The sequence below is a fragment of the Burkholderia sp. 10_S31 genome (assembly GCF_056930375.1).
The window spans coordinates 377,893-401,088 of record NZ_JBXOWK010000003.1 but is presented as its reverse complement, the minus strand read 5'-3'; the positions used below and the strand labels follow the sequence as shown (position 1 = coordinate 401,088).

Genomic DNA, 23,196 nt, shown 5'->3' with positions numbered 1-23,196 from the left:
ACAATAGCGGCTTTCACGTCGTCCGAACGAACGACGCCGGCCAGGCCGCGCATCCCGCCATCATAGCGGCTCGCGCGCCCCATTTATGCGTTTCCGCCCTGTCGGCGGCGCCCGCCGGCCGTTTCGAACCAGCCCGCATGTTCACGCTTTCCGATTTCGATTTCAATCTGCCGCCCGAGCTGATTGCGCAAACCGCGCTGCCCGACCGCACCGCGAGCCGTCTGCTCGAGGTCGATGGCACCGCCGAGCCAGCGCGCCTCGTCGACCGCCGCTTCGCCGAGCTGCCGTCGTGCATCGCACCCGGCGACCTGCTCGTGTTCAACGATACCAAGGTGCTGAAGGCGCGTTTCTTCGGCCAGAAGGCCAGCGGCGGCAAGATCGAGGTGCTGATCGAGCGCGTGACCGGCACGCACACGGCGCTCGCGCAGATCCGCGCGAGCAAGTCGCCGGGCGCCGGCACGACGCTGCGCCTCGCCGACGCGTTCGACGTGACGGTCGGCGAGCGCGTCGAGCCGTTCTTCACGCTGCACTTCCCGCAGCCGTGCCTCGCGCTGATCGAGCAGCACGGCCGCCTGCCGCTGCCGCCGTACATCGAGCACGACGCCGACGCGAACGACGAGACGCGCTACCAGACCGTCTACGCGAGCAACCCGGGCGCGGTCGCGGCGCCTACGGCCGGGCTCCATTTCGACCAGCCGCTGCTGGAGAAGCTCGATGCGATGGGCGTCGAGCGCGCGACGCTGACGCTGCACGTGGGCGCCGGCACGTTCCAGCCGGTGCGCGTCGAGAACCTCGCCGAGCACAAGATGCACAGCGAGTGGTACGACCTGCCGCAGTCGCTCGTCGACAAGATCGCCGCGACCCGCGCGCGCGGCGGCAACGTGATCGCGGTCGGCACGACGTCGATGCGCGCGCTCGAAGCCGCGGCGCGCAGCGCCGACGAAGCGGGCCGCCCGCTCGCGGCGGCGCAGGCGGAGACCGACATCTTCATCACGCCCGGCTACCGTTTTCGCGTGGTCGACCGGCTCGTCACGAACTTCCACCTGCCGAAGTCGACGCTGCTGATGCTGGTGTCGGCGTTCGCGGGCGTCGAGACGATCCGCGCCGCGTACCGGCACGCAATCGACGAACGCTACCGCTTCTTCAGCTACGGCGACGCGATGCTGCTCACGCGGCGCGACACGCCGGAGTCGCCGCGCGTGTAAGCGCCACCGGCACGACAGGCACGAGGGCCCGCGCGGCCGCCGCGCCCCGTTTTCCCGCTGCGCGCCACGATGGCGCGCACCTGCTTTTCCCCGTCGCCGGGTTCCCGGCGGCGTTTCCAACATGCGCCGGACTGTTCTCCGGTGGCAAGGAGAATGACGCGATGACCGAAGGTTCATCCCACGATACGCACGCGCCCGTGCAGGACCGCCCCGCCAACGGGCTCGAATTCGAACTGCTGACGACCGACGGCCATGCACGCCGCGGCCGCGTGAAGCTCAACCATGGCGTGGTCGAGACGCCGATCTTCATGCCGGTCGGCACGTACGGCACCGTGAAGGCGATCCAGCCGCGCGAGCTGCACGAGATCAACGCGCAGATCATCCTCGGCAACACGTTCCACCTGTGGCTGCGTCCGGGCCTCGACACGATCGACGCGCACGGCGGCCTGCACGGCTTCATGGGCTGGAACAAGCCGATCCTGACCGACTCGGGCGGCTTCCAGGTGTTCTCGCTCGGCGACCTGCGCAAGATCACCGAAGACGGCGTGACGTTCGCGTCGCCGATCAACGGCGACAAGCTCTTCCTGTCGCCGGAAGTATCGATGCAGATCCAGAAGGTGCTGAACTCCGACATCGTGATGCAGTTCGACGAATGCACGCCGTACGCGACCAACGGCGTGCCGACGACGCACAAGGAAGCGGCCGAGTCGATGCGCATGTCGCTGCGCTGGGCGAAGCGTTCTCTCGACGAGTTCGACCGGCTCGGCAACCCGAATGCCCTGTTCGGGATCGTCCAGGGCGGGATGTTCGAGGACCTGCGCGACGAATCGCTCGCAGGCCTGTCGGAACTCGGCTTCCACGGCCTCGCGATCGGCGGGCTGTCGGTCGGCGAGCCGAAGGAAGACATGATGCGCGTGCTGCGGCACGTCGGCCCGAAGCTGCCGGCCAACAAGCCGCACTACCTGATGGGCGTCGGCACGCCGGAGGACCTGGTCGAGGGCGTCGCGAACGGCATCGACATGTTCGACTGCGTGATGCCGACCCGCAACGCGCGCAACGGGTGGCTCTTCACGCGCTTCGGCGACGTGAAGATCCGCAACGCGACGCACAAGAACGCGCTGAAGCCGCTCGATGCGAGCTGCACCTGCTACACGTGCCAAAACTTCTCGCGCGGCTACCTGCATCACCTGCACCGCGTCGGCGAAATCCTCGGCGCGCAGTTGAACACGATCCACAACCTGCACTACTACCTGCAACTGATGAGCGAGATCCGCGACGCGATCGAGACCCATACGTTCGATGCGTTCCGGCAGCGCTTCGCGGAGGACCGCGCGAGAGGGGTCGACTGACGGGCCGGCTGCCCACCATATGGGACGTGTACTAAATAACGCGTTCCAGGTACCAGTCACGACCGCTGAATATTACAATTGCCTTTCCAAACGAGTCGCGACGGTGTCGTTTCATGCTTTAACAGCTTGATCCGAAAGCGCATTTGCTGCGCCGTTCGCGCATGGGGCCGGTGGTAGAATAACCGGCTTATTTTTCGATCTTCCCCTACGGAGAGACCAACGTGCCGTTCATTTCCAATGCCTTCGCGCAAGGTGCCGGTGGCGCCGAATCGAGCCTGATGAGCTTCCTGCCGCTCATTCTGATGTTCGCGGTGCTCTACTTCATCATGATTCGTCCGCAGATGAAGCGCCAGAAGGAACACCGCAACATGCTCGCGGCCATGGCGAAGGGCGACGAAGTCGTCACGAGCGGCGGCCTCGTCGGCAAGGTGACGAAGGTCACCGAAGGCTACATCGGCGTCGAAATCGCCGAAGGCACCGAAATCACCGTGCAGAAGGCTGCCGTCACGACCATTCTGCCGAAGGGCACGATCAAGTCGCTGTAAGGCTTTCACCGAGCGTCCGGCTCCCCGCGCCGTGCCCGCCTGAGAGAGCGGGCCGCCGCGGCGCCGGACGCGACGCTTTCACGCCAACCACCCGTTCGGCCCCCTCATGAATCGTTATCCACTCTGGAAATATGTCGTGATGGTCGTGGCGCTCGCCATCGGCTTTCTGTACACATTGCCCAACTTCTTCGGCGAAGCGCCGGCGGTGCAGGTATCGAGCGGCAAGGCCACGGTCAAGCTCGACTCGACCACGCTGACCCAGGTCGAATCCGCGCTCGCGTCCGCACAGATCAAGCCGGACGACGTCACCTTCGAGAACACGGCGTCCAACGCGAACATCCGCGTGCGCCTGAAGGACACCGATACGCAGCTGCGCGTCAAGGACCTGCTGCAGAAATCGCTGAACGCCGATCCGAACGATCCGCAGTACGTCGTCGCACTGAACCTGCAGAGCGCGTCGCCGCGCTGGCTGACCGCGCTGCACGCACTGCCGATGTATCTCGGCCTCGACCTGCGCGGCGGTGTCCACTTCCTGCTTCAGGTCGACATGACGGGCGCGCTCACGAAGAAGCTCGACTCCGACGCGTCCGACGCGCGCACGCTGCTGCGTGACAAGAACATCCGCGACGGCGGCGTGAGCCGCGTCGACCAGTCCGTCGTCGTCAACTTCAGCGATGCGCAAACGGCCGAAGACGCCCGCAAGGTGCTCGCCGCGTCGGTCACCGAACTGCAATGGGCGACCCAGCCCGGCGGCGGCGGCACGCAGGTCGTCGGCACGTTCACGCCGGCCGTGCAGAAGGCCGTCGAGGACGCCGCGCTCAAGCAGAACCTGACGACGCTCCACAACCGCGTGAACGAACTCGGCGTGTCCGAGCCGATCCTCCAGCAGCAGGGCAGCGACCGTATCGTCGTCGAACTGCCGGGCGTGCAGGACACCGCGAAGGCGAAGGACATCATCGGCCGCACCGCGACGCTCGAGGCACGCCTCGCCGATCCGATCAACACGCACCCGAACCCGAACGACCCCGTGCCGCCGGGCGAGGAGCTGTTCACGCAGGGCAACCAGGCGCCCGTGCTGCTGAAGAAGGACGTGATCTTCACCGGCGACCGCATCATCGACGCGTCGGCCGGCTTCGACGAACACCAGCGTCCGTCGGTCAACATCCGCCTCGACTCGGCGGGCGGCCGCTCGGTGCGCACGGTGTCGCGCGAGAACATCGGCAAGCCGATGGCGATGGTGCTGTTCGAGAAGGGCAAGGGCGAAGTGCTGACGGTCGCGACGATCCAGTCGGAACTCGGCGACCGCTTCCAGATCACGGGCCAGCCGACGCCGCAGGCCGCGGCCGACCTCGCGCTGCTGCTGCGCGCCGGTTCGCTCGCCGCCCCGATGGACATCATCGAGGAACGCACGATCGGCCCGAGCCTCGGCGCGGACAACATCAAGATGGGCGTGCACTCGGTGATCTGGGGCTTCTGCGCGATCGCCGTGTTCATGATCGCGTACTACATGCTGTTCGGCGTGATCTCGGTGATCGGCCTGTCGGTGAACCTGCTGCTGCTCGTCGCGGTGCTGTCGCTGATGCAGGCGACGCTGACGCTGCCGGGTATCGCGGCAATCGCGCTCGCGCTCGGTATGGCGATCGACTCGAACGTGCTGATCAACGAGCGCGTGCGTGAAGAACTGCGCGCCGGCCAGCCGCCGCAGCTCGCGATCCAGTCCGGCTACGCGCACGCGTGGGCGACGATTCTCGACTCGAACGTCACGACGCTGATCGCCGGCCTCGCGCTGCTCGCGTTCGGCTCGGGCCCGGTTCGCGCGTTCGCGATCGTGCACTGCCTCGGCATCCTGACGTCGATGTTCTCCGCGGTGTTCTTCTCGCGCGGGATCGTCAACCTCTGGTACGGCGGCCGCAAGAAGCTGAAGTCGCTCGCGATCGGCCAGGTGTGGAAGCCGGAAGGCGCCACCGCCGGCGCATCGTTCGCCGCGGCCGACGAATCGACCGACACCGCGCGCGCCGCGAAGCTCGCCGCACCCGCGAAGGGCAACGCACCGCGCGCCGGCAAGCCGCAACTGCGCAACCGCGCGCAGCAAGGCGTGTCGCCGAAGAAACCGGGCTCGACCCAATAAGGCCCCGGAGACGAAGCCATGGAATTTTTCCGCATCCGTAAAGACATTCCGTTCATGCGGCACGCGCTGGTGTTCAACGTGATCTCGCTGGTCACGTTCCTCGCCGCCGTGTTCTTCCTGTTCCACCGCGGGCTGCACCTGTCCGTCGAATTCACCGGCGGGACGGTGATCGAGGTCCAGTACCAGCAGGCCGCGCAGCTCGAACCCGTGCGCGACACGCTCGGCAAGCTTGGCTACGCCGATGCGCAGGTGCAGAACTTCGGCACGTCGCGCAACGTGCTGATCCGCCTGCAGCTGAAGGAAGGCCTCACGTCCGCGCAACAGAGCGACCAGGTGATGACCGCGCTGAAGGCGCAGAGCCCCGACGTGTCGCTGCAGCGCGTCGAGTTCGTCGGCCCGCAGGTTGGCCGCGAACTCGCGACCGACGGCCTGCTCGCACTCGCGTGCGTGGTGATCGGCATCGTGATCTACCTGTCGATCCGCTTCGAATGGAAGTACGCGGTCGCCGGCATCATCGCGAACCTGCACGACGTCGTGATCATTCTCGGCTTCTTCGCGTTCTTCCAGTGGGAGTTCTCGCTGGCGGTGCTCGCGGCGATCCTCGCGGTGCTCGGCTACTCGGTCAACGAGTCGGTCGTCATCTTCGACCGGATCCGCGAAACGTTCCGCCGCGAACGCAGGATGAGCGTGCCGGAGGTGATCAACCACGCGATCACGACCACGATGTCGCGGACGATCATCACGCACACGTCGACGGAAATGATGGTGCTGTCGATGTTCTTCTTCGGCGGTCCGACGCTGCACTACTTCGCGCTCGCGCTGACGGTCGGCATCATGTTCGGCATCTACTCGTCGGTGTTCGTCGCGGGCTCGCTCGCGATGTGGCTCGGCATCAAGCGCGAAGACCTGATCAAGGACAAGAAGACCGCGCACGACCCGGACGATCCGAACGCGGGCGCGCAGGTTTAAGCGCCGCGCCGTTTCGGCTGATACCGGAAGGCCGGTCCCTCGTGGACCGGCCTTTTTTCATGTGCGCGCCACGCCCTCCTCCCACGGCGCGACGGCGTGCTGCCGCGATACTGCGAAGTCGATCTCTCCCGCGCGACGGATGCCTACGCACGCGATCACCGGAACCCGAACCGCCGCCGCAGCACGACCAGCGCCGCGAGGCTCAGCACGGCCGCGAACATCAGGTAGAAACTCGGCGCGGTCTTCATCCCGGTCGCGCGGATCAGCCACGCGATGATGAACGGCCCGAAGCCGCCGAAGATCGTCACCGCGACGTTATAGGCGAGCGACATCCCGGTCGTGCGCGTCTGCACCGGAAACACTTCGGACAGCAGGCCCGGCAGCGCCGCGAAATAGCCGGTCATCAGGAACGCGAGCAGCACCTGCAGCGCGATCAGCGTGCCGAAGCCCGGATGCGCGACCAGATACGCGAACGCCGGATAGATCAGCACGAGAATGCCGACCGCCGGCGCGAACATCACGCGCACGCGGCCGTAACGATCCGACCAGTGGCCGACGAGCGGCGCGAACGCCATCTGGATCACGCCGACGACGAGGATCGCCGCGAACGCGGCCGACGGCGCGAGGCCGAGCTGCTTCACGCCGTAGGTCGGCATGAACAGCACGAGATAGGTCGCGACGGTGCCGAGCACCACCACCCCCATCGCGGCGACGAGCCGCGCCTTGTGCGTCGCGAACGTGTCGCGCAACGGGCTCGCGGTGCTTTCGGCCGCGAGGAACTCGGGCGTCTCGTCGACCTTCGAGCGGATGTAGTAAGCGACGGGCCCGAGCAGCAGCCCGAAGAAGAACGGAATGCGCCAGCCCCACGCGGCCATCTGGTCGGCCGTAAGCTGTGCGTTCAGCACGGTGCCGAAGCCCGCGGCGAGCAGCGTCGTGAGACCCTGGCTCGCGACCTGCCAGCTCGCGAAGAAGCCGCGCCGGCCCGGCACGTGTTCGGCGAGGAACGCGGTCGCGCTGCCGAACTCGCCGCCCGCCGAGAAGCCCTGCATCAGCCGCGCGGCGACGAGGATCAGCGGCGCGGCGACGCCGATCGTCTGGTAGGTCGGCAGCACCGCGATGACGAGCGTACCGGCCATCATCAGCAGGATCGACAGCGTGAGTGCGGCCTTGCGGCCCGCGCGGTCGGCGTACGCGCCGAGCACGATCGCGCCGAGCGGGCGCATGAAGAACGACACGCCGAACGTGCCGAGCGTGAGCAGCAGCGACACGGTGTCGTTGCCTGCCGGAAAGAACAGCTTCGAGATCGTCACCGCGAAGAAGCCGTAGACGACGAGATCGAACCATTCGAGCGCGTTGCCGATCGACGCGGCGACCACCGCGCGCCACACGCGCGGCGACGAAGCGATGGAGCTGGACTGCGTGACGGCGTGCATCGGCGATCTCCTTGTCGTTGTACGTTCTGTCCGACGCGTCCGATCTCGCGCCGCGAGCTGTGCCGACGATTATAGGCGCGCAAAAAAAACCGCCGCGCCCCCGGAAACGGGAGCGCGGCGGCTGGCACGCGGCGGGCCGGCGGCGTGACGCGAGCCGGCCCGGTCGGGCGCGTTACTGCTGCTTGACGGCTTCGGCCGTGATCAGCAGCTTCGTCTTCATCTTGAAGCCGTACTGCTTGCCATAGTCGAGGCCGAAATCGTCGCGGCTGAATTCGCCGACCGCATCGACGCCGCACACTTCACGCTTGAGCATCGGGTGCGGCATGCACTTGAGCGAATCGATCTTCAGCGTCAGCGGCTTGGTGACGCCGTGCAGCGTCAGGCTGCCGACCACCGACACCGGCTTGTCGCCGTCGAACTTGATCGTGCCCTTGTAGTTTGCTTGCGGGAACTTGGTTGCGTCGAAGAATTCGGCCGTCTGCAGGTGCTCGTCGAGCTTCGCGCTGCCCGTGTGGATCGATGCGATGTCGGTCGTCACGTCGACCGTACCCGTCTTCGCCGCGCGGTCGAGCGTCACGGTGCCGCTCGACTTGTCGAACTTGCCGCGCCAGACCGACAGGCCGCCGAAGTGGTCGGCCTCGAAGCTCGGGTACGTGTGGCTCGGGTCGAACTGGTACGTCGCGCTGTCGGCGAACGCCGAGAACGACAGCGACGCGGCCAGCGCGCCCGCGGCGATGATCAGATGCTTTTTCAAACTCATTCTCCTTGGAACAGCGCCGCGCCCTCGCGCGGCATTCGGGTGATGCGACAGCCCGCCGCTTACTTCGTGGCGACGAGATGGAACTTGATCTGCACGTCGTCGGCGACGATCGACGTGTCCTTCCACTCGCCGGTGCCGACGTTGAACGCCGAACGCTTGATCGGCAGCACGCCGTCGAAGGTCTGCGTCGCGCCGTTCTGCGTGACCGTGACGGGCACCGTGATGGTCTCGGACTTGCCCTTGATCGTCAGCTTGCCGGTCACGTTGTATTTGTTGCCGCCGGCCGGCGCGATCGCCGACGACGCGAAGGTCGCCTGCGGATACGCCTTCGCGTCGAACCAGTCCTTGCCCGCGACCTGGTCGTTGTACATCTTGTCGCCGAGATCGAAGCTCGCGATGTCGATCGTCATTTGCGCGCTGCCCTGCGCGGCCTTCGCCGGATCGAACTTCACCTGCGCGGAAAACTTCTTGAATGCGCCTTCGGTCGGCACGTTCATCTGCTTCGAGACGGCCGACACCTTGCTCTTCGCGAGGTCGACGTCGGCGTGCGCCGCGGCCGACGCGACAAGTGACACCGCGGCGAACGCGGTCAGCATGGAGCGGGAGAAAGACACTTTCATGGGATCCTTCATTTGGCAAAGGGAAGCATCCGCGACAGCAGGCCGTCGCGGTCCAACATCTGGTGCTTGAGCGCCGCGAGCACGTGCAGCGAGACGAGCGCAAGCAAAATGTAATTCAAGGACACGTGAAGCGTCTTGAAGGTTTCCTTCAGCACCGGATCGGGATCGATCAGGCGCGGCAGCGGCACGATGCCGAGGTACACGACCGGGATGTTCGACGCCGAGCTGTACAGGTAGCCGGTCATCGGAATCACGAGCATCAGCACGTACAGCAGGATGTGCACGCCGTGCGACGCCGCACGCTGCCACGCCGGCGTATCGCCCGGCAGCGCGGGCGCCGCGTGAGTCGCACGCCACAGCACGCGCACGACGGCCAGCGCGAATGCCGTCACGCCGATCCACTTGTGCCACGAGAAATACTTCAGCTTGGTCGGCGTGAAACCGGGGATGTCGGTCATCACCCAGCCGAGCGCGAAGCCACAGATGATCAGCAGCGCGATCAGCCAGTGCAGCGCGATCGCGGTCTGCGTGTAACGTGCCGGCCTGGCCGGCAGCGAATTCGATGCCATCTTGGATTCCTCAGTTGAGCGAACGGCTGCGCCGGTAAATTCGTCCGACGCTTGTCAAGGGCGCCATGCTACCGCAACCTTTTGTCACGCGCGGACTCTGAGGACAGGCTCGCCAGCCGGCTGCCACGTTCGCGTCAGGTTACCGAACGGTCACAATAAACACGGGCGTTGACACCGCGAAAAGGCCGTTTTGGTAAGATTGGCGCGGGTTCCGGCCCCGTCGACGCACGCATCTGCCGTCACGCAACCGCCTTCTCCATGCAACGATACGACCTGATTGCCTGCCACGAATGCGACGCACTGTTGCATAAACCGCGCCTCAGCGGCCGCGAAATCGCGCGCTGTCCGCGTTGCGACGCGCTGCTCTATCGCAACAGCACCACGCAGATCGAGCGAATCACCGCGCTCGCGGTCGCGGCGCTGGTCACGTTCGTCATCGCGCAGACGTTCCCGATTCTCGAAATGGACCTGAACGGCACCCGCGTGCAGACGACGCTGATCGGCGCGATCGATGCGCTGTGGCACCAGGACATGGCGGTCGTCGGCGTGATGGTGTTCTGCTCGACCGTGCTGTTCCCGCTCGTCGAGATGGCCGCGCTGCTTTACGTGCTGCTGCCGATCCGCCGCGGTGTCGTGCCGCCTGGCCTCAACCTCGTGCTGCGCATGATCCAGCTCGTGCGGCCGTGGGGCATGATCGAGGTGTTCATGCTCGGCATCCTCGTGACGATCGTGAAGATGGTGAGTCTCGCAAGGGTCGTTCCCGACGCCGCGCTGTTCGCGTTCGGCGCGCTCACGCTGATGACCGCCGTCGTGCTGATGTTCGATCCGCGCACGCTGTGGGACATCGCCGACGACCTGCGCGCCGGCCGCTCGCCCGCGCGGCCCGACGACGCCACGCCGCTGCCGCAAGGTCCCCGCCGATGACGACACCGACCGCCGCCCGCGAGGGCTACGCCAGCTGCCACGCGTGCGGGCTCGTGCAGACGATCGATCATCCGCACGCGCATTGCGCGCGCTGCGGCAGCGCGCTCCATTTCCGTACGCCGAACAGCATCATGCGCACCTGGGCGCTGCTGATCGCGGCCGCGATCCTCTATATCCCGGCGAACCTGCTGCCGATCCTGCACACGTCGTCGATCGTCGGCTCGCAGGAAGACACGATCATGAGCGGCGTCATCTATTTCTGGACATCGGGCGACTGGCCGCTCGCCGTCGTCGTGTTCGTCGCCAGCGTCCTCGTGCCGATGCTCAAGCTCGGCGTGCTGACGATCCTCGTGACCAGCGCGCAGCGGCGCGCCGCGTGGCGGCCGCTGCAGCGCACGCGCCTGTTCCGGATCGTCGAGCGGATCGGCCGCTGGTCGATGCTCGACATCTTCGTCGTGACGCTGACCGTCGCGCTCGTCCATTTCCGTTCGCTCGCCGTGATCACGGCCGGCCCCGGCGCGCTCGCGTTCGGCTCGGTCGTGATCCTGACGATGCTCGCGTCGATGCAGTTCGATCCCCGCCTGATCTGGGATCCAGTCGAAACCTCAGGGAAACACCATGAATAGTCCGCAAGGCCCGCAGCACGACGCGTCCCGGCCACCCGATCCGGCGATCTCGACGAAAGGCGGCTGGCTGCCGTCGCTCGTCTGGCTCGTGCCGCTGATCGCCGCGCTGATCGGCATCGGCCTCGTGATCAAGTCCGTGCGCGAGCGCGGCCCGGAAATCTCGATCAGCTTCCACAGCGCGGAAGGGCTCGAGCCGGGCAAGACGCAGGTCAAGTACAAGGACGTCGAGATCGGCATGGTCAAGACGATCAAGCTGTCGAAGGACCTGTCGCGCGTGCTCGTCCAGGTGCAGCTGAAGAAGGAAGCCGAGGACTTCGCGGTCAAGGGCTCGCGCTTCTGGATCGTGCGTCCGCGCGTCGGCACGACCGGCGTGTCGGGGCTCGGCACGCTGCTGTCGGGCGCGTACATCGGCGTCGACGCCGGCCACGGGCAGGACACGCAGAGCGACTTCACGGGCCTCGAGACGCCGCCGGCCGTGACCGGCGACCAGAAGGGCACACAGTATGTGCTGCGCGGCGATTCGCTCGGCTCAGTCGACATCGGTTCGCCCATCTACTACCGCCGCGTGCAGGTCGGCCAGGTGGTCGGCTTCTCGCTCGACAAGGACGGCACGGGCGTCACGTTCAACGTGTTCGTCAACGCGCCGTACGACCAGTACGTCGGCGTGAACTCGCGCTGGTGGCAGGCGAGCGGCGTCGACCTGCGGCTCGATTCGAGCGGCCTGAAGCTGAACACGCAGTCGCTCGCGACGGTGATCCTCGGCGGCATCGCGTTCCAGACGCCGCCGAACCAGGACAGCGGCGCAACCGCTCCGAACAACACGACCTTCCGCCTCGGCTCCGACGAGGCCGACGCGATGCGCGACCCGGACGGCCAGCCGCTGCAGGTCGTGATGAACTTCAACCAGTCGCTGCGCGGGCTTGCCGTCGGCGCGCCGGTCGATTTCCGCGGCATCGTGCTCGGCGAAGTGACGAACATCGGCATCGACTTCGATCCGAAGACCAAGAACTTCCTGATGCCGGTGACGATGAACATCTATCCGGAGCGGCTCGGCCGGCGTTTCCGCGAAACGATCGAGAGCAAGGGCGAACCGGCCCGCCGCGAGATCGTCGAGCGCCTCGTCAAGCACGGGCTGCGCGGCCAGCTGCGCACCGGCAACCTGCTGACGAGCCAGCTGTACGTCGCGCTCGACTTCTTCCCGAAGGCGCCGGCCGTGACGATCGACGCGGCGCGCCAGCCGCTCGAGCTGCCGACCGTGCCGAACACGCTCGACGAGCTGCAGCTGCAGGTCGCCGACATCGCGAAGAAGCTCGACAAGGTGCCGTTCGACCAGATCGGCGCGAACCTGAACAGCGCGCTGTCGAACGCCGACAAGCTGTTCAAGCAGCTCGACACGCAGGTCGCGCCGGAAGCGCGCGACACGCTGTCGGCCGCGAAGCAGACCTTCTCGACCGCCGAGGCGACGCTGCAGCAGGATTCGCCGCTGCAGTCCGACGTGCGCGGCGCGCTGAAGGAGCTCACGCGCACGCTGCAATCGCTGAACGCGCTCGCCGACTATCTGGAGCGCCATCCCGAATCGCTGCTCAAGGGCAAGCCAGGAGACCAACAATGACGACACGCGTGAACGGTTTCGCGAGCGGCGCGGCGGCGGCCTTCGCCGCACTCGCGCTCGCCGCGTGCAGCTCGCCGCCCGCGCGGTTCTATACGCTGAGCCCGGCCGACGCCGCGGCGCCCGTGCGCACCGCGCCCGCCAATCCGGCGTTCCTGATCGAAGTGCCGTCCGTCGGCGTGCCCGAGCAGGTCGCGAAGAACCAGCTCGTCGTGCAGAAGAACGCCGCGCAGGTCGACGTGCTCGAGCAGGAGCGCTGGGCCGCGCCGCCCGCCGACGAGATTCGCCGCGCGCTGTCCGACGATCTCGCCGCGCAGCTCGGCACGATCGACGTCGCGAATTCCGCGTATCCGGCCGGCGTGCCCGTCTATCGGATCAGCGTGAACGTGCAGCGCTTCGAGTCGTGGCCCGGCAAGCGTGCGGCGATCGATGCGGTGTGGAGCGTGCGCGCGCTCGGCACGCAGGCGGTGATGACGTGCCGCACGAGCGTCGCGGAACCGGTCGCCGACGGCTACGACGCGCTCGTTGCCGGACACCGGCGCGCACTGGACGTGATTGCAGCGCAGGCTGCGTCCGGCGTGCGCGCAATGGCCGCGCGGGGCGGTGCGACGGCGGCCTCGACCGCGTCCGGCAAGGCAACGTCCGCCGCGCCTGCCGTGCCCTGCCCGGCCAATCCGACGCCCGGCGGCGACGCGGGCGCGACCGGCAAGTCCGGCGCGTAAGCGCACGGCGCGCGGCCCGGTGCATTCGCGCATGCGACCGCATGCGGCATGCGCCGCCCGATAGCCGCCATCGGCGGCGAACCGCGTGCGCGCGGCGCCGCGCACGCCAATTCGCCGCCATCGCCGATACGGCCGACGCCGCACGGCATCCATCGGCCGAACGGCGGCTTTGCATTGTTTGTCAAAATCCGCCGGAACCGGCGCCACACACCGCGGTCGGCTTGCGTTTTCGCGCCCGATTGACGATCCTACGCACTTCCCGGCTTGCGCCGCCCGTCGTGCGCGCGAGCCAGCGGCGATCCGCCCGCGTCCGATCCGATCGCCACGCCTCCCGGGGCTCGCGCGCATCCGCGCGCGGCGCATCGGGGCAGCCGCATCGCGGATCGCCACGCGTCGTCCGGCTACGCGACCAGCCTCACCGTTCTCCCCGGCGCCGCGCCGTGTTCCCGGCCGGCATCCCGAACCCGCCCGTCCAGGGCTTTCGCTATTCCGTTTATGTTTCGTTCCCTGACGACCCTGATCAAGAAGTGGCGCGCGTCGCGCAATGCGGGCCACCAGCTCGATGCGCTGCTCGCGCATGCCGACGCGGACGTGTCGTACGCCGAGCGCAGCGAATGGCTGATCGAGCTCGCGCACTGGCTGCGCCGCAACGGCGCGATGCAGGCCGCGCAGGATGCGCCGGCCGAGCGCGATGCCGACACGCGCGCGTACCCGGCCCACGCGCGGCTGCGCTACCTGTTCCACGTGCTCGACCGCAATCCCGCGTGGAAATCGCATGCGGCGCGCATCCTGCGCGGGATCCTGCGCGAATGCGACGGCATCTCGCTGCTGTGCGATGCTGGGATGCCGGTGCATTCCGGCTTCTTCGGCGCGCTGTTCGAGCGGATCGACGCGTCGCTGATTCCGCCCGCGCCGAACCGCCGCGAGCTCGCGGCGCTGTTCACGCTGATGTTCCCGACGCCGGAAGACGCGCAATGGATCGATGCGCTGCCCGACGACCTGCTCGCGCGCCTCGCCGAGCTGATCTCGTTCGACGTCACCGACGAAGAGCGCCACGAGCCCGGCTCGTTCTCGCGCGACCTGCTGGCCGCGCTGCACAACCTGACCTGCCAGATCAGTTCGACCGGCCTGTCGCAGACGGTACGCAGCCGGCTGTCCGACGACGACGCGCGCAAGCCGCTCGAAACGCAGCCGTTCTATCGCCTGACGCGCGCAATGCTCGCGGTCGAAACCGCGCACGCGGCCGCCGAGGACGGCGGCGACGCGAGCAAGCTGCTGCACGAGGTGAACTACCTGCGCGTGCTGCTCGACGAATGCCGGATCGCGGTCGACGACGTGTTCGCGCACCTGTACCGCAATGGCGTGTCGGTCGACATCGTGTTCCAGGTCGAACGGATGCGCATGCGCATCCTGCGCGCGGAAATGCTGCTCAACGCATGGATGGCACGCGACGACCTGCGCGGGATGGCGCGCCTGACGGCCGAGCTCGTCGACGCGAACCAGAACAGCCAGAGCGTCACGCACCTCGTGCGCAGCAACTTCTCGCTGTTCGCGCGCAAGCTCGTCGAGACCAATGCCGACACCGGCGAGCACTACATCTCGCGCGGTCGCGCCGAGTACCTGAAGATGCTGCGGATGGCCGCGGGCGGCGGCCTCGTGACCGTCGCGACCGTGTGCGTGAAGTTCGCGATCACGGGCGCGCACCTGCAGTCGATGCTCGAAGGCCTGCTCGCGGGCGTCAACTACGCGGCCAGCTTCATGCTGATGCACTTCCTGCACTTCACGCTCGCGACCAAGCAGCCCGCGATGACCGCGCCGACGCTCGCGCGCGAGCTCGACGACACCGGTCACGAGGAAGGCGTGAAGGCGTTCGTCGCGTCGGTGATCGCGCTGATCCGCACGCAAGCCGCGGCGATCTCCGGCAACGTGCTCGTCGTGCTGCCCGTGTGCCTGCTCGTGCAGCTGTTCGCGGGCAACCTGCTGCACGCGAACCTGATCTCGCCGGACAAGGCGCACGCGACACTGCATTCGTTCTCGCTGCTGGGCCCGACGCCGCTCTACGCAGCGCTCACGGGCGTGCTGCTGTGGGCGTCGAGCCTGCTCGCGGGCTGGGCCGACAACTGGTTCGTGCTGCACCGGGTCGGCGACGCGCTCACCTACAACCGCCGGCTGCGGCTCACGCTCGGCGCGTCGGGCGCCGCGAAGCTCGCGCACTTCTGCCGGTCGAACGTCGCAGGCGTGGTCGCCAACGTCGGCCTCGGCCTGATGCTCGGCCTGATCCCGGCGATCGTCACCGTGTTCCTGTTCCCGTTCGAGGTGCGGCACGTGACGCTGTCGGCCGGCTCGATCGGGATCGCGCTCGGCGTGCTCGGCAAGGATGCGTTGAGTACGCCCGAGCTGTGGTGGGCCTGCGCCGGCGTGCTGAGCATGGCGATCCTCAACGTGCTCGTGAGCTTCGCGCTCGCGTTCACGATGGCCGTGCGCTCGCGCAGCCTGCGCCGCACCAAGGTGCGCGCGCTGGTCGGCGCGATCGTGCGCACGGTCCTGTCGAAGCCGTCCGCGCTGTTCTGGCCGGCCGCCGTCCCGGCCGCGCGGGCCGGCCAGCCGGACTCGCACTGACCGTTCGACGCCGGCGCGGGCGCCGCCGCGCGGGCCGAGCGGCCCGCCGTCACGGCCGGTGCGCCCGCGCCGGCGCCCCAAATCGGACGCAACGCCCGCTCCAGCCGCCCGCGCCGCGTACAATAGTGGACTTTTGCACGTCCTCACCCGCCTTATGTCCTCGCCCACCCTGTACGAATTCTTCGCTCCCTGCCCGCGCGGCCTCGAAGCGGCGCTTGCCGCCGAGCTGGCCGAAATCGCCGGCCGCCATCTGGACGGCGCGCCGTTCACCGCGGGCGCGCAGGTGCCGGGCGGCGTTCATTTCCGTGGCGGCTGGGCCGCCGGCATGGCCGCGAACCTCCATTCGCGGATTGCGAGCCGGATCCTGCTGAAGATCGCACACCGCCCGTACCGCAACGAACAGGACGTCTACGCGCTCGCGCTCGAGCAGCCGTGGGAACGCTGGTTCGCGTCGACGCAGACGCTGCGCGTCGACATCACCGCGATCAAGTCGCCGCTGAAGAGCCTCGAATTCGCGACGCTGCGCGTGAAGGACGCGATCTGCGACCGGATGCGCGAGAAGACCGGCTCGCGGCCGAGCATCGACACCGGCGCGCCGGACGTGCGCGTGTTCGCGTTCCTGACGGCCAACGAGTGCACGCTGTACCTCGATACATCGGGCGAGCCGCTGTTCAAGCGCGGCTGGCGCCTCGACAAGGGCGCCGCGCCGCTGCGCGAGAACCTCGCGGCCGGCATCCTGCGCCTGACGGGCTGGACGCCCGGCACGCCGCTGTACGACCCGATGTGCGGCAGCGGCACGTTCCTCGCGGAAGCCGCGCAGATCGCGCTCGGCGTCGCGCCGGGCGTCGAGCGCCGCTTCGGCTTCGAAAAGCTCAAGCAGTACGACATCACCGCATGGCAGGGCCTGAAGGTCGCGGCGCTCGACGTGAAGCGCGCGGCGCGCGGCAAGCGCGATACGCTCGGCGTGTACGGCAGCGACATCTCGGGCGACATGCTCGAGAAGGCGCGCGCGAACCTCGAGCGCGCGGGCGTGCCGTCGGTATGGCTCAAGCAGGTCGACGCGCGCGGGATGACGCCGCCGTGCGACGGCCCGGGCATCATCCTCGCGAACCCGCCGTACGGCGAGCGGATCGAGGTGCGCGGCCGCAGCGCGCGCGGCGAGGTGCGCGAGACGGGCCGCAACCGCGGCAACGACGACGCATTCCGCCGCACGCACACCGATGCGCCCGACAGCGAGTTCTTCAACGCGCTCGGCGATGCGCTCAAGCAGCGCTTCACGGGCTGGCAGGCGTTTCTGCTGACGTCGGACCGGTCGCTGCCGGGCCAGCTGCGGCTGCGCGAATCGGCGAAAACGCCGCTGTTCAACGGCGCGCTCGAATGCCGGCTGTTCCGCTTCGACCTGATCGCCGGCAGCGTGAAGGCACGCCCGGCCGCGCCGGAAGGCGACGCCTGACGCGCCCACACCCCGCGCCGGCCGCTGCGGCCGCCCGCTGACACCCAGACGATGCCCGGCCGATCCGCCGGGCATTTTTTCTTTCTGCCGCCCCCATGCGGGCAGCCCCCCGCGTGGCGCCCCGCCACCCGCGCGCCGCCGAGGTTTCGCACGGCGCCTGTGCCGACGAAGCGGCGTTTTGTCAGCACCGCCATGACTACTGACAGCACGCTGTCAGCAGCCCCCGATCACACTGCAATCCCGGCGCAATGCAAGGCTGGTTTCCCTCAAGAACCCGAACAAAACAAGGAGCTCGTCATGACGTCCGCAACTGCAATTGCAACTGCAACCGAAACCGCAACGCTGGAACGCGCGATCGCATGGTTCGACATCCCGTCCCTCGATTTCGACCGGGCGATCCGTTTCTACGAAACCGTGCTGCAAACGACGCTGCAGCGCGAAGTCATCGGCGGCGTGCCGATGGCCGTGTTCGATCACGAAGCGTCGAGCACGGGCGGCAGCATTGTGTTCGATCCGCAGCAGATGAAGCCGAGCGCGAACGGCGTGCTCGTGTACCTGAACGCCGGCGAGTCGGTCGTCGCGGCGCTCGAACGCGCGAAACGCGCGGGCGGCGTCGTGCAGGGCTCGGTCATCGAGCTGCCGAACAACTACGGCTACATCGGCTACCTGATCGACACCGAAGGCAACCGCGTCGGCCTGCACGCACCGAAATGCCACTGAGCGCATCCACGATCCGGCCGGCGCGGCGCTATCATCGCGAAGTCCCCGTCGCCGTTGGAGTCGAGGTGCAGCCATGACGCGCCGTGCCGACCGCCTGTTCCAGATCGCCGAGCTGCTGCGCGGGCGTCGTCTCACGACCGCACAGCAGCTCGCCGACTGGCTGTCGGTGTCGCCGCGCACGGTCTATCGCGACGTGCGAGACCTGCAACTGTCAGGGGTACCGATCGAAGGCGAAGCCGGTATCGGCTACCGGCTGAACCGCAACGCGAGCCTGCCGCCGCTCACGTTCACGGCCGAGGAACTCGCGGCGCTCGCGGTCGGCGCGCGGATGCTCGAGACCTGGGGCGGCGCGCGCTTCGCGGGCGGTGCGCGCTCGGCGCTCGCGAAGATCGCGTCGGCGATGCCGGCCGACAAGCGCACCGCGCTCGATCGCCTGCCGGTGTTCGCGCCGTCGTTCCACATCGACGAGACGTTCTGCGCGAAGGTCGATGCGATCCACCAGGCGGTCGACACGCACCACGTCGTCAGCTTCGACTACCGCGACCGGCTCGGCGCGCACACGCAGCGCCGCGTGTGGCCGCTCGGGCTCGTCTACTGGGGCGGACGCTGGACGATCGGCGCGTGGTGCGAACTGCGCGGCGACTTCCGCACCTTCGACATCGCGCGGATGGGCGACATCACCGTGCACGAGCAGTTTCCGGACATGGAAGGCCGGCGGATCGCCGACTATATGCGGATCGCGGACGCGCCGATGCGCTGAAGCGCACGCGGCGACAGCAAGCCGCAAGCCTGCCCCCTGCACCGGGGCGTGCGCCCCGGCAACACCCGTCAGCCCTCGAACACCACTGGCCGCTTCGGCCGCTCGTCGACGTGCAACGAAAACACGTCGGCGCGCGCATAGTGCCCCACAACGTCGAAGTCGTAACGCGCACGCACGAGTTCGTCGGTATCGATGCGCGCGGTCACGAGCCCGGCCTCGCCGATCAACGGCTCCGTCAGCAGGTCGCCGAGCGGCCCGACGATCACGCTGCCGCCGCGGATCAGCGGCCGCTCGGGATCCCAACCCGGCACGTCGATGCCGAGCGAGCGCGGCGACGGCTGCACCTGGCACGCACTCACGACGAAGCAGCGCCCCTCGTGCGCGATGTGCCGCATCGAGCTTTGCCACAGGTCGCGCTCGTCGACGGTCGGCGCGCACCAGATCTGCACGCCTTTCGCATACATCGCGCAGCGCAGGAGCGGCATGTGGTTCTCCCAGCAGATCGCGGCGCCCGCGCGGCCCGCGGCCGTGTCGACCACCGGCAGCGTCGAGCCGTCGCCCTGCCCCCAGATCAGCCGCTCGGTGCCGGTCGGCATCAGCTTGCGGTGCTTCGCGACGAGTCCGTCGCGCGGATCGAAGAACAGCGCCGTGCAATACAGCGTGCTGCCGCCGCGCTCGATCACGCCGACCACGAGGCTCGCGCCCGTGCGCTGCGACAGCGCGGTCAGTTCGTCGGTTTCCGGCCCCGGCACGTCGATCGCCTGCGCGGCGTAGCGCGCATAGGCGTCGCGGCCCTCGGGCAGCCGGTAGCCGAGCCGCGTGCCGAAGATCTCGCCTTTCGGATAGCCGCCGAGCACGGCCTCGGGCAGCACGACAAGCGACGCGCCGCTGTCGCGGATCGCGGTTTCGTAGCCGAGGATCGTGTCGAGCGTGGCGCGCGTGCCGGCGGGCGACGCGCCGATCTGCAGCGCGGCGATGACTGAGGTGGACATGAAGGCGTCTCCGGTGAATGGGGTAACGCCATCTTTGTCGATATCATTTCATCGATCAAATCGATACAACGATAACTGACATGAATGCGGATGATATCGCCGGGCTCGACCTGAACCTGCTGAAGGTGTTCGAGGCGCTGTACGAGGAAGGCGGCGCGAGCCGCGCGGCGCTGCGGCTCGACCTCACGCAGTCGGCGGTCAGCGCGGCGCTCGCGCGGCTGCGCGTGATCTACGCCGATCCGCTGTTCGTGCGCACCGGCCGCGGCCTCGCGCCGACGCCGCGCGCGGACGAGCTGAAGCCGATCCTGTCCGACGCGCTCGACCGCTGCCGCGAAAGCCTCGCCATTGCGGCCGACGGCGGCGAGCGGGTCGGCCGCACGATCTCGATCGGGCTGTCGGACGACTTCGAGATCGCGCTCGGCCGCGCGCTGATCGACGCGGTCGCGCGGGAAGCCGCGGGTATCCGGCTGATCTTCCGGCAGACCCATAGCGGCATCGCCGGCGACGCGCTGCTGCGGCACGGCGTCGACCTCGCGATCGCGTCGGGCGGGTTTTCGGCGAACGGCCTCAGCCGGCGGGCGGTCGCGACGGGCGGCTACGCGTGCCTGATCGATCCGGCCGGCCGCGCGCGATCTCCGCGCACGCTCGCGCTCGCCGATTTCCTGCAGCGCGATCACCTGCTCGTGTCGTCGGGCGGCGTGATCGGGATCGTCGACGAGGCGCTGGCCGCGCTCGGCCACAAGCGGCGCGTCTCGGCCTCGACCACGCACTTCGCTGCGCTGCCGTACCTGCTCGCAGGATCCGACGCCGTGGCGACGATTCCGGCGCACGCTGCACGCGCGATCGCGCAGTCGACGTCGTTGCGCGCGCTCGCGTGCCCGGTCGAGCTGCCACGCTACCCGGTGGAAATCGGCTGGCGAACGAGCACGCAGCGCGACCCGGCGATCGTGCGCGTGCGGGACACGATCGCCGCCTGCGTCGCGACGATCGTCGCGCCGTGAAAAATGGGGTGCGACTCTGCTGGTGCCGGTGAGCTGGTGCCGGTGAGCTGGTGCCGGTGAGCTGGTGCCGGTGAGCTGGTGCCGGTGAGCTGGTGCCGGTGAGCTGGTGCCGGTGAGCTGCTGCCGGTGAGCTGCTGCCGGTGAGCTGCTGCCGGTGAGCTGCTGCCGGTGAGCTGCTGCCGGTGAGCTGCTGCCGGTGAGCTGCTGCCGGTGAGCTGCTGCCGATGGACTGTCGCGACGGGCTGCTGGCCGGCGGGCTGTTGCCGGTAGGCCTATGGCCCCCTCCGCCCGGCCCGCGAGCCGATCGATGCAGGCCGCGCCGCCGATACACCTCGCTGCAACCGGGGCGTTCCGTCGTCGCCATACGAATGACGAGGGTCGGATTCGTCTAACGAAGGGACCGGCAGCGTCCGGGCGCAACCGGTAAAATGCCGAACCATGAAACCCGAAATCTGGACCCCGCATGTGACCGTCGCGGCGCTCGTCGAGCGCGACGGTCGCTTTCTCGTGATCGAGGAAGAAACCTCGACGGGCCTGCGCATCAACCAGCCGGCCGGCCATCTCGAAGCCGGCGAGACGCTCGCCGACGCCGTGATCCGCGAGACGCTCGAGGAAACCGCGCATCCGTTCGTCCCCGATGCGCTCGTCGGCGTGTATCTCGCGCACTACGATCGCCCCGGCAGCGCCGGCGCGACCTACCTGCGCTTCACGTTCTGCGGCACGGCCGGCGAGCCGCTGCCGGGCCACACGCTCGACGACGGCATCGTCCGCACACTGTGGATGAGCGCCGACGAACTGCGCGCGTGCAGCGAGCGCCACCGCTCGCCGGCGGTGATGCGCTGCGTCGACGACTATCTCGCCGGGCGGCGCATTCCGCTCGATTTCGTGCATACGCATTCGGTCGCGCCACGTCCGGAAGCATTCGACCGTCAGGCGGTGAACAAATGAGCAAGCGCCGTGTAGTAGTGGGCATGTCGGGCGGCGTCGATTCGTCGGTGACCGCATGGCTGCTGAAGGAACAGGGGTACGACGTGGTCGGCCTGTTCATGAAGAACTGGGAAGACGACGACGACGGCGAATATTGCTCGACGCGCCAGGACTGGATCGACGTCGTGTCGGTCGCCGACCTGATCGGCATCGACGTGGAAGCCGTGAACTTCGCGGCCGAATACAAGGACCGCGTGTTCGCCGAATTCCTGCGCGAATACTCGGCCGGCCGCACGCCGAACCCGGACGTGCTGTGCAACGCCGAGATCAAGTTCAAGGCGTTCCTCGATCACGCGATGTCGCTCGACGCGGAAATGATCGCGACCGGCCACTACGCGCGCGTGCGCGAGCGCGACGGTCGCTTCGAACTGCTGAAGGCATTCGATCATACGAAAGACCAGTCGTACTTCCTGCACCGGCTGAACCAGGCGCAGCTGTCGAAGACGATGTTCCCGCTCGGCGAGATCCCGAAGACGAAGGTGCGCGAGATCGCCGCGCAGATTGGCCTGCCGAACGCGAAGAAGAAAGACTCGACCGGCATCTGCTTCATCGGCGAACGGCCGTTCCGCGACTTCCTGAACCGCTATCTTCCGACGAAACCCGGCCCGATGAAGACGCCGGACGGCAAGGTGGTCGGCGAACATATCGGCCTCGCGTTCTACACGTTCGGCCAGCGCAAGGGCATCGGCCTCGGCGGCAGCAAGGACGGCAGCGGCGAGCCGTGGTTCGTCGCCGCGAAGGACATCGCGTCGAACACGCTGTACGTCGTGCAGGGCCACGACCATCCGTGGCTGCTGTCGCGCGAGCTCGTCGCCGGCAACGTGAGCTGGGTCGCGGGCGAGCCGCCGGCCGACGGCTTCTCGTGCGGCGCGAAGACACGCTACCGGCAGGCGGATGCGGCATGCTCGTTCGGTCGGGCCGACGAAGGACGCTTCTCGCTCGCGTTCGACGACGCGCAATGGGCGGTCACGCCCGGCCAGTCGGCCGTGCTGTACGACGGCGAAATCTGCCTGGGCGGCGGCATCATCGAATTCGCGGCCACCGGCCAGCCCGGCCAGACGGCGCCGGCCGCGGCGGCAACCCACCCGGGCACGCTCGCCGAAGCACGCTGACATCCATTCGGTTTAGACTTGCGGCACGCCGCGCCCGGCGGAACACGATTCCGCCGCGGCCGGTGCGCCGCCTTCGCAGCGTACGCATGGCGG

At 68.1% G+C, this 23,196-nt stretch carries 21 protein-coding genes; 16 read left to right on the top strand and 5 right to left on the bottom strand.

Annotation, left to right across the window (positions count from 1 at the left end):
- Nucleotides 1–137 precede the first annotated feature (137 nt).
- The 5 genes from queA to secF all read left to right on the top strand — a co-directional run bounded on the left by queA (nt 138) and on the right by secF (nt 6,196).
- Nucleotides 138–1,205 carry a tRNA preQ1(34) S-adenosylmethionine ribosyltransferase-isomerase QueA gene (queA, locus tag AC1Z3W_RS21865; RefSeq protein ID WP_057926733.1) on the top strand — a complete coding sequence of 356 codons (1,068 nt, stop codon included), beginning with the start codon at nt 138–140 and terminating at the stop codon, nt 1,203–1,205.
- Nucleotides 1,206–1,366: 161 nt separating this feature from the next.
- Nucleotides 1,367–2,554, top strand: coding sequence for a tRNA guanosine(34) transglycosylase Tgt (gene tgt / locus AC1Z3W_RS21860; RefSeq protein ID WP_057926734.1), 1,188 nt, complete (start codon nt 1,367–1,369; stop codon nt 2,552–2,554).
- A gap of 221 nt (nt 2,555–2,775) precedes the next feature.
- The gene (gene yajC / locus AC1Z3W_RS21855) at nt 2,776–3,099 is read left to right on the top strand and encodes a preprotein translocase subunit YajC (protein WP_006476868.1); all 324 of its coding nucleotides are present in this window, start codon (nt 2,776–2,778) and stop codon (nt 3,097–3,099) included.
- Between the two features lie 106 nt (nt 3,100–3,205).
- Nucleotides 3,206–5,227 (top strand): protein translocase subunit SecD, encoded by a 2,022-nt coding sequence (secD, locus tag AC1Z3W_RS21850; protein WP_483508414.1) that lies wholly within the window; start codon nt 3,206–3,208, stop codon nt 5,225–5,227.
- Between the two features lie 18 nt (nt 5,228–5,245).
- On the top strand, nt 5,246–6,196 hold the full coding sequence (secF, locus tag AC1Z3W_RS21845; protein ID WP_124834308.1) for a protein translocase subunit SecF: 951 nt from the start codon (nt 5,246–5,248) through the stop codon (nt 6,194–6,196).
- Nucleotides 6,197–6,351: 155 nt separating this feature from the next.
- Here secF and AC1Z3W_RS21840 read toward each other — a convergent pair whose 3' ends face one another.
- The 4 genes from AC1Z3W_RS21840 to AC1Z3W_RS21825 form a co-directional block, all read right to left on the bottom strand.
- Entirely contained in the window at nt 6,352–7,629 is a 1,278-nt protein-coding gene (locus tag AC1Z3W_RS21840; RefSeq protein WP_057926737.1) for an MFS transporter, read from the bottom strand.
- Nucleotides 7,630–7,801: 172 nt separating this feature from the next.
- Nucleotides 7,802–8,383 carry a YceI family protein gene (locus tag AC1Z3W_RS21835; RefSeq protein ID WP_057926869.1) on the bottom strand — a complete coding sequence of 194 codons (582 nt, stop codon included), beginning with the start codon at nt 8,381–8,383 and terminating at the stop codon, nt 7,802–7,804.
- A 65-nt stretch (nt 8,384–8,448) separates the two neighbouring features.
- Nucleotides 8,449–9,009: a YceI family protein gene (locus AC1Z3W_RS21830; RefSeq protein WP_124834307.1), complete on the bottom strand. Its 561-nt coding sequence runs from the start codon at nt 9,007–9,009 to the stop codon at nt 8,449–8,451.
- A gap of 8 nt (nt 9,010–9,017) precedes the next feature.
- Entirely contained in the window at nt 9,018–9,578 is a 561-nt protein-coding gene (locus AC1Z3W_RS21825) for a cytochrome b (protein WP_057926738.1), read from the bottom strand.
- A gap of 258 nt (nt 9,579–9,836) precedes the next feature.
- Between AC1Z3W_RS21825 and AC1Z3W_RS21820 the strand changes: the two genes are divergently transcribed.
- The 8 genes from AC1Z3W_RS21820 to AC1Z3W_RS21785 all read left to right on the top strand — a co-directional run bounded on the left by AC1Z3W_RS21820 (nt 9,837) and on the right by AC1Z3W_RS21785 (nt 19,011).
- Entirely contained in the window at nt 9,837–10,502 is a 666-nt protein-coding gene (locus AC1Z3W_RS21820) for a paraquat-inducible protein A (protein ID WP_057926739.1), read from the top strand.
- Nucleotides 10,499–11,128 carry a paraquat-inducible protein A gene (locus tag AC1Z3W_RS21815; RefSeq protein ID WP_057926740.1) on the top strand — a complete coding sequence of 210 codons (630 nt, stop codon included), beginning with the start codon at nt 10,499–10,501 and terminating at the stop codon, nt 11,126–11,128. The genes AC1Z3W_RS21820 and AC1Z3W_RS21815 overlap by 4 nt, the downstream gene beginning before the upstream one ends.
- Entirely contained in the window at nt 11,121–12,740 is a 1,620-nt protein-coding gene (locus tag AC1Z3W_RS21810; protein WP_057926741.1) for a PqiB family protein, read from the top strand. Before AC1Z3W_RS21815 ends, AC1Z3W_RS21810 begins: the two co-directional genes overlap by 8 nt.
- Nucleotides 12,737–13,459, top strand: a complete 723-nt coding sequence (locus AC1Z3W_RS21805; RefSeq protein ID WP_483508413.1) for a PqiC family protein — start codon at nt 12,737–12,739, stop codon at nt 13,457–13,459. The genes AC1Z3W_RS21810 and AC1Z3W_RS21805 overlap by 4 nt, the downstream gene beginning before the upstream one ends.
- Nucleotides 13,460–13,954: 495 nt before the next feature.
- Entirely contained in the window at nt 13,955–16,078 is a 2,124-nt protein-coding gene (locus tag AC1Z3W_RS21800; RefSeq protein ID WP_057926743.1) for a site-specific recombinase, read from the top strand.
- A 154-nt stretch (nt 16,079–16,232) separates the two neighbouring features.
- On the top strand, nt 16,233–17,531 hold the full coding sequence (locus AC1Z3W_RS21795) for a THUMP domain-containing class I SAM-dependent RNA methyltransferase (protein WP_483508412.1): 1,299 nt from the start codon (nt 16,233–16,235) through the stop codon (nt 17,529–17,531).
- Nucleotides 17,532–17,828: 297 nt separating this feature from the next.
- Complete coding sequence (locus tag AC1Z3W_RS21790) at nt 17,829–18,251, top strand: VOC family protein (protein ID WP_483508411.1); 423 nt, start codon at nt 17,829–17,831, stop codon at nt 18,249–18,251.
- A gap of 73 nt (nt 18,252–18,324) precedes the next feature.
- On the top strand, nt 18,325–19,011 hold the full coding sequence (locus AC1Z3W_RS21785) for a helix-turn-helix transcriptional regulator (protein ID WP_124834303.1): 687 nt from the start codon (nt 18,325–18,327) through the stop codon (nt 19,009–19,011).
- Between the two features lie 68 nt (nt 19,012–19,079).
- Here the strand turns inward: AC1Z3W_RS21785 and AC1Z3W_RS21780 are convergent, their stop codons facing one another.
- On the bottom strand, nt 19,080–20,003 hold the full coding sequence (locus AC1Z3W_RS21780) for a carbon-nitrogen hydrolase family protein (protein ID WP_124834302.1): 924 nt from the start codon (nt 20,001–20,003) through the stop codon (nt 19,080–19,082).
- A gap of 80 nt (nt 20,004–20,083) precedes the next feature.
- On the opposite strand from AC1Z3W_RS21780, the gene AC1Z3W_RS21775 reads away from it, so the two are divergent.
- From AC1Z3W_RS21775 to mnmA, 3 genes are all read left to right on the top strand, one after another.
- On the top strand, nt 20,084–21,004 hold the full coding sequence (locus AC1Z3W_RS21775) for a LysR family transcriptional regulator (RefSeq protein WP_483508410.1): 921 nt from the start codon (nt 20,084–20,086) through the stop codon (nt 21,002–21,004).
- Nucleotides 21,005–21,442: 438 nt separating this feature from the next.
- The gene (locus AC1Z3W_RS21770) at nt 21,443–21,952 is read left to right on the top strand and encodes an NUDIX hydrolase (protein WP_057926749.1); all 510 of its coding nucleotides are present in this window, start codon (nt 21,443–21,445) and stop codon (nt 21,950–21,952) included.
- Nucleotides 21,949–23,103, top strand: a complete 1,155-nt coding sequence (gene mnmA / locus AC1Z3W_RS21765; RefSeq protein ID WP_175826751.1) for a tRNA 2-thiouridine(34) synthase MnmA — start codon at nt 21,949–21,951, stop codon at nt 23,101–23,103. The genes AC1Z3W_RS21770 and mnmA overlap by 4 nt, the downstream gene beginning before the upstream one ends.
- Nucleotides 23,104–23,196: the final 93 nt, after the last annotated feature.

Bases quoted from the DNA above. Each gene is read 5' to 3' on its own strand.
- queA (WP_057926733.1), top strand. From the start codon at position 138: ATGTTCACGCTTTCCGATTTCGATTTCAATCTGCCGCCCGAGCTGATT.
- tgt (WP_057926734.1), top strand. From the start codon at position 1,367: ATGACCGAAGGTTCATCCCACGATACGCACGCGCCCGTGCAGGACCGC.
- secD (WP_483508414.1), top strand. From the start codon at position 3,206: ATGAATCGTTATCCACTCTGGAAATATGTCGTGATGGTCGTGGCGCTC.
- secF (WP_124834308.1), top strand. From the start codon at position 5,246: ATGGAATTTTTCCGCATCCGTAAAGACATTCCGTTCATGCGGCACGCG.
- AC1Z3W_RS21840 (WP_057926737.1), bottom strand. From the start codon at position 7,629: ATGCACGCCGTCACGCAGTCCAGCTCCATCGCTTCGTCGCCGCGCGTG.
- AC1Z3W_RS21830 (WP_124834307.1), bottom strand. From the start codon at position 9,009: ATGAAAGTGTCTTTCTCCCGCTCCATGCTGACCGCGTTCGCCGCGGTG.
- AC1Z3W_RS21825 (WP_057926738.1), bottom strand. From the start codon at position 9,578: ATGGCATCGAATTCGCTGCCGGCCAGGCCGGCACGTTACACGCAGACC.
- AC1Z3W_RS21820 (WP_057926739.1), top strand. From the start codon at position 9,837: ATGCAACGATACGACCTGATTGCCTGCCACGAATGCGACGCACTGTTG.
- AC1Z3W_RS21815 (WP_057926740.1), top strand. From the start codon at position 10,499: ATGACGACACCGACCGCCGCCCGCGAGGGCTACGCCAGCTGCCACGCG.
- AC1Z3W_RS21810 (WP_057926741.1), top strand. From the start codon at position 11,121: ATGAATAGTCCGCAAGGCCCGCAGCACGACGCGTCCCGGCCACCCGAT.
- AC1Z3W_RS21805 (WP_483508413.1), top strand. From the start codon at position 12,737: ATGACGACACGCGTGAACGGTTTCGCGAGCGGCGCGGCGGCGGCCTTC.
- AC1Z3W_RS21800 (WP_057926743.1), top strand. From the start codon at position 13,955: ATGTTTCGTTCCCTGACGACCCTGATCAAGAAGTGGCGCGCGTCGCGC.
- AC1Z3W_RS21795 (WP_483508412.1), top strand. From the start codon at position 16,233: ATGTCCTCGCCCACCCTGTACGAATTCTTCGCTCCCTGCCCGCGCGGC.
- AC1Z3W_RS21790 (WP_483508411.1), top strand. From the start codon at position 17,829: ATGACGTCCGCAACTGCAATTGCAACTGCAACCGAAACCGCAACGCTG.
- AC1Z3W_RS21785 (WP_124834303.1), top strand. From the start codon at position 18,325: ATGACGCGCCGTGCCGACCGCCTGTTCCAGATCGCCGAGCTGCTGCGC.
- AC1Z3W_RS21780 (WP_124834302.1), bottom strand. From the start codon at position 20,003: ATGTCCACCTCAGTCATCGCCGCGCTGCAGATCGGCGCGTCGCCCGCC.
- AC1Z3W_RS21775 (WP_483508410.1), top strand. From the start codon at position 20,084: ATGAATGCGGATGATATCGCCGGGCTCGACCTGAACCTGCTGAAGGTG.
- AC1Z3W_RS21770 (WP_057926749.1), top strand. From the start codon at position 21,443: ATGAAACCCGAAATCTGGACCCCGCATGTGACCGTCGCGGCGCTCGTC.
- mnmA (WP_175826751.1), top strand. From the start codon at position 21,949: ATGAGCAAGCGCCGTGTAGTAGTGGGCATGTCGGGCGGCGTCGATTCG.